Source organism: Actinoplanes sp. NPDC051633 (assembly GCF_040681735.1).
Taxonomy (GTDB): Bacteria; Actinomycetota; Actinomycetes; order Mycobacteriales; family Micromonosporaceae; genus Actinoplanes.
Window position 1 is genome coordinate 1 of sequence record NZ_JBFAZH010000632.1, and the last position, 4,666, is coordinate 4,666.

5 protein-coding genes are annotated in these 4,666 nt (G+C 71.6%); all 5 read right to left on the reverse strand.

What is annotated here, in order from left to right; genetic code table 11:
- Positions 1-252 (reverse strand): hypothetical protein (locus tag AB0M20_RS28345; protein WP_364303311.1); only part of this gene is annotated, 252 nt, incomplete at its 3' end.
- A complete protein-coding gene (locus AB0M20_RS28350) occupies positions 249-1,187 on the reverse strand; it encodes a TIM barrel protein (RefSeq protein ID WP_364303313.1) in 939 nt (312 codons plus the stop codon). The genes AB0M20_RS28345 and AB0M20_RS28350, both read right to left, overlap by 4 nt.
- Entirely contained in the window at positions 1,184-2,641 is a 1,458-nt protein-coding gene (locus tag AB0M20_RS28355; protein WP_364303315.1) for an MFS transporter, read from the reverse strand. The genes AB0M20_RS28350 and AB0M20_RS28355 overlap by 4 nt, the downstream gene beginning before the upstream one ends.
- Positions 2,638-3,420, reverse strand: a complete 783-nt coding sequence (locus AB0M20_RS28360; RefSeq protein WP_364303317.1) for a nuclear transport factor 2 family protein — start codon at positions 3,418-3,420, stop codon at positions 2,638-2,640. The genes AB0M20_RS28355 and AB0M20_RS28360 overlap by 4 nt, the downstream gene beginning before the upstream one ends.
- A 55-nt stretch (positions 3,421-3,475) precedes the next feature.
- Positions 3,476-4,666: GMC oxidoreductase (locus tag AB0M20_RS28365; protein WP_364303319.1), on the reverse strand; the 1,191-nt coding region annotated here is incomplete at its 5' end.

The window sequence follows — 4,666 nt, forward strand, 5'->3', positions numbered from 1 at the left end:
GCTCGACACACCGCGCACCGAGCAGGCGTTCAGGAAGCTGCGGAAGCCCTCGGGGCTGCCGTGGTTCAGCAGGATGACCTCGGGCCGGCCGAGGTTCTCCCAGCGGCCGGTGCCGGCGGCGAGCTCGACGTGGTCGAAGCCGCACGCGGACACCGTCTTCAGCGCCCGCTGCTGATCGGAGTGCCGGACGAACACGTCCATCCGCACCTTCCACTGGTTCAGGGCGTACGCCCAGCGCAGCGTGTCCCTCATGCCGTCACCTCGGCGAGAACGTTGTCGATGTACCACTTCGCGACGCAGGTGGCCTCGGCGTAGCTGCCACCACCGAGCTCCGCCTTGTCGTGCTCCACGGTCAGCCAGCCGTCGTAGCCGGACGCGACGATCTCCCGCATCAGGGCCGGGAAGTCGACCAGGCCGCCGTCGGTGCCCATCTCGTAGAACCAGCGGTCCACCCCCGGCGCCATCAGCTCGGGGTCCGGCGGCGTGCGGTAGGCCTCGGTCGTGTCGACGGTGTGGGTGTCCTTGAAGTGGAAGCCGGTGCACCGATCCCGGTAGTCCCGGAACATCTGCACCGGGTCGACGCCGGCGATCGTGTGCTGCGCGGTGTCGCAGAAGAAGAACACCAGCTCGGGGTCGGTGTGGGCGAAGAACAGGTCGAGCTGCTCGCGGGTCCGGATCGCGCCCCAGAACTCGAAGTGGCAGGTGGTGCGCATCCCGTGCTGCAGGGTCAGCCGCCCGACCCGGTTCCACAGGTCACCCATGATCTTGATCTCGTCATCGGTCACCGGCTCCACCTGGAAGTATGTGGTGGACGGCATGACGATGAAGTTCTCCACCGACAGCCCGTCGACCGCCTGGATCGTCCGCGCACAGTCGGCGACGATCCGGTCGTGCGTCTCCCGGACGTGCGGTGCGGTGTACTTCGTCGCGTACGGGTAGGCGGAGAAGATGCCGGTGATCTTGTCGAAGCCGTTGTCCTGCAGGAACCGCTCGAATGCCGGCACCGACCCGTACAGGCCGGCCAGCATCGGCAGGTAGAAGAAGAACGTGTCGAAGCCCCGGAACCCCAGTGCCGACAGCTGTTTGACGTACCGGTCCATGTAGGCGCGGTTGAACGAGGGCGGCTGCGGCCCCTGCGGCGTCTCCGTCACCCAATGGTCCATGTAGGACCACTTCGTCGTCGTCACGTCGGTTCCCTTCGTGGTTGTCCGTAGCGGCCCGGCAGCGCGATCGCGGCCAGGCAGGCGATGCAGAGCAGACCGGCGCCGCAGAGCAGGCCCGCGCCGAAGCCGCGGGTCAGCGCCGCGGGTCCGACCAGGCCGGAGGTCACCGTCCAGCTGCTGGCGACCGCGACCAGGGTGGCCAGCCCGATGGCGCTGCCCACCTGCCGGGACGCGGAGAGCAGCCCGGATGCCAGACCCGACCGGCCCTCGCCCAGGCCCGAGGTGGCGGTCACGGTCAGCGGCAGCCCGGCGGCGCCGAAGCCCGCCATGGCGAGGATCAGCGGTGCGAGCACGTCCCACTGGTAGCGGCCCCCGACGTCGATGCCGGAGAGCCAGAGGAGCGCGCCCGCCGAGAGCAGGGAGCCCAGCATGAATGTCCGGCGTGGACCGAGCCGGCCGATCAACCGCGACGCGGCCCGGGCGCCGAGCGCGATGCCGACCGCTCCCGGAGTCAGCGCCAGGCCGGCGGTGAGCGGGTCCATGCCCAGCACCAGCTGCAGGTACAGGGTCAGGAAGAACATCGTCGCGGGTAGCGCCCCGCCGACCAGGGCGGCGAGGGCGTTGGCGACGGTGACCGGGCGTACCCGGAACACCGTGAGCGGGACCACCGGATCCTCGGCTCGGCGCTCCACGAGAATGAAGACGGCGAAAGCCGTCGCGGCGACGCCGAGGCACAGCAGGGCCGGCGCCGACAGCCAGCCCCGTTCCTCGCCGAGGATCACCGTCGCCACCAGGGCCGCGGTTGCGGCCGTGACCGACAACGAGCCGGGCAGGTCGAGCCGCCCCCGCACGAGCCCCGGAGCCCGGCCGGTCAGCGCCCACGCCGCGGCGACCACCAGGATCGCCGCCAGCGGCACGTTGACGAAGAAGATCCAGCGCCAGCTGAGCAGCCCGGTCAGGATGCCGCCGAACACGCCGCCCAACCCGCCGCCCGCCGCCGCGGCCGCGGTCAGCACGCTGAGCGCGCGAGCCCGCGCCTGCGGTGCGGTGAAGCCCGTGGTGATCAGGCTGAGCGTCGTCGGAACCAGCACGGCGCCGCCGACGCCCTGCACGAACCGGGCGGCGACCAGCTGCCAGCCCTCCTGGGCCAGCCCGGCGGCCAGACTGGCGACGGCGAACAGCAGCAGCCCGCCGACGAACGCCCTGCGGCGGCCCCACAGGTCGCCGACCCGGCCGCCGAGCAGCAGGAAACCCGCGAACGTGAGCGTGTAACTACTCACCACCCACTGCAGCCCGGTCGCCGACAGTCCGAGGCTCTCCTGGATCGGCGGCAGCGCGACGTTGACTATCGAGGCGTCCAGGACGCAGATGAACTGCGCGGCGCAGGCGATCGCCAGCAGCAGCCGAGGCCGGCGCGGCGGACCGTCGACCGTCATGGCCGGGCCGGCCGTCTGGCCGAGCGAGTCCGCCGGAATCACTGAAAGGTGTCCGTGAACTCGCGGTACGGCAGCGGCGGAACCGGGTCGAGAGTCTGCGCGCGGTCGTTGGCGTACGGCTCGTACTGCGTCGGCGCGGGCGCATCGACGGGCGGAAGGAACACCGGTACGCCGTCGTCGCCGAACCAGGCCAGCGCCGAGTCGTGACTTTCCTGGTTGTCGGCCGCGAACGACACCCAGTCCCGGTCGAACGGCGCGCGGGCGATCTCGTAGCAGCGGAAGTGCCAGATCCGCCACTCGCCGTCCTGCCGGATGAAGTCCACGCCGTACTTGCACCAGACCCAGTGCGCCCAGACCCGCTTGCCGTCGACCTCGCCACCCGAGAAGACCCATTCGGGTACGTTCTCCGCCACCGCCGGGTCGGTCAGCCCGGACTCGGTGCCGGCCATCAGCCACAGCCCTTTCGCGGTCTGCCCGTCCGCGCCGACCTCGATCACCGGGGTGGTCGTGTAGTGCAGCAGGAGCTTGCCGACCGGGCGCGGCCGCCCGCGGTGGTAGGCGGTCACCGACTCGTAGGTCGTGTAGACGCCGACGTTGTTGTAGCGGGAGCGGATGCCGGGGGTGCCGGGCTTCGCCCACAGCTCGTCGATGATCCGCTGGTCCTCGTACGCGTTGTGGTAGTGCATGTAGCGGTTGAAGACGTTCTCCACGGCTCCCCGGTCGGCGGCCCGGCCGGCTTCCTGGCGGACGGCCGCCAGCTGCGCCTCGACGTCCGCCAGCCGGCGGGCGAGGTCCTCGGCGGTCACGGCGTCGATGGTCATCGGTGCTCGCAATCTTGAGTCGGATCGGGTCGTCGGTCGCTGTCGGTAGTGGTGGTCAGGCCCGGGCCGCGGCTTGCTTCGCCAGGTCGTCGGCCAGCGCCCCGGCGCCGCGGATCGCGAGGGCGACGCTGGTCAGGGTCGGGTTGCACGAGTTCGCGGTGGGGATGAGGCCGTTGCCGGCCAGCACCAGCCCGGGTACGCCCCAGACCCGCGACTGCGGGTCGCACACGCTGGTCCCGTCGTCGGCCGGTCCCATCCGCACGGTGCCCATGTAGTGCAGCGAACTGCCGGCCGGCATGATCTTGGGCATCCCGGCGATGAACTCGCCGAGCGCGGCGGCCGCTCGGGCCTGGTGTCCGCGCGCGCGTTCGAGCTCGGCCTCCTCGCGCTCGGTCAGCTCGTAGGCGATCCGGATGCCCGGCAACCCGTTCTCGTCGGGTTCCTCGTCGACGAAGGTGAGCCGGTCCTGCGGCCGCGGCCACTTGCGGACGCCCCAGCCCATGCCGACGTAGCCGGCCGGGTTGTCCCGGTGCGGGCTGTCGGCCGGCAGCGGAGCGGGGCTGACCGGGCTGTACAGCATCTGCGCGTGGTAGGGGTGCCGTTCCTCGTCGAAGCCGACCGAGACGACCGCGCGGATCGGGTCGACCTGCGCCGCGGTGTCCGCCCTCGGCGGCACGGCGTCCGCACGCAGGGCGACGACACCGAACAGCAGTGGATGCTCGGTGAGATACCGGCCCAGTGCCGTGGGGCGGATTCCCGATGCCCACAGCAACTGCGGGGTTCGCAGGGCGTCCGCGGCGACGACCACCGCGTCGGCGTACACCACGTCCTCGGCGCCGGTGCGCGGGTCCCGCAGCACCGCGCCGACGACCTGCTCACCGTCACGCACGAGGCGCACGCACAACGTCTCGGGCCGCAGCGTGAAACGCGGGTCGTCGGGGACCGGCCCCAGGACGACATCGGTGCCGCTCCACCGCAGGGAGCCGTCGGATCGCGGATCGGCGGCGACCGGGAGCGGGCGGACGGTGATGCCGTCCGGGGCGAACTCCGCCCGGATCCGCTGAAGGATCGCGGTGGCCTGCGGCGAGTCGCCGAAGGCCGAACGCGTCACGTGCAGCAGCCGCTCGGCGGTGGAGATGTGCTCCTCCCACTCGTCGGCGTCGATGAACGGGATCCGCTCACTGCCGACCGGCCTGGGCGTGGCGCAGGTCCAGTGGACGCCCTGCCCGCCGACGCAGGTCGCCCC

Coding starts and splice junctions, on each gene's coding strand:
- AB0M20_RS28360 (WP_364303317.1), bottom strand. CDS start 3,420: ATGACCATCGACGCCGTGACCGCCGAGGACCTCGCCCGCCGGCTGGCG.